This window comes from Streptomyces sp. BE303, assembly GCF_036290945.1.
Lineage (GTDB): Bacteria > Actinomycetota > Actinomycetes > Streptomycetales > Streptomycetaceae > Kitasatospora.
Map to the genome: position 1 here is coordinate 1 of NZ_JAQYWZ010000697.1, position 312 is coordinate 312.

The window sequence follows — 312 nt, forward strand, 5'->3', positions numbered from 1 at the left end:
CGGTCCTGACCGAAGGGGGCCAGGACCGCCTGGGCCTCGATCGGGTCGCCGAGCGTCGTGCCGGTGCCGTGCGCCTCGACCGCGTCGACGTCCTGCGGGTTCAACCCCGCCTGCGCCAACGCGGCCCGGATCACCCGCTGCAGCGACGGACCGTTCGGCGCCGTCAGACCGATCGACGCACCGTCCTGGTTCACCGCCGTACCCCGCACCACCGCCAGCACCCGACGACCCGCAGCCCGCGCCGACGACAACCGCTCGACCAGCAGCATGCCGACACCCTCGGACCAACCCGTCCCGTCCGCGTCCGCACCG

Annotated in this window: 1 pseudogene; it reads right to left on the reverse strand. The window is 74.4% G+C overall.

Annotated features, from left to right (window positions below):
* Positions 1 to 312, reverse strand: a pseudogene (locus PUR56_RS16655) (modular polyketide synthase); the annotation flags it as partial.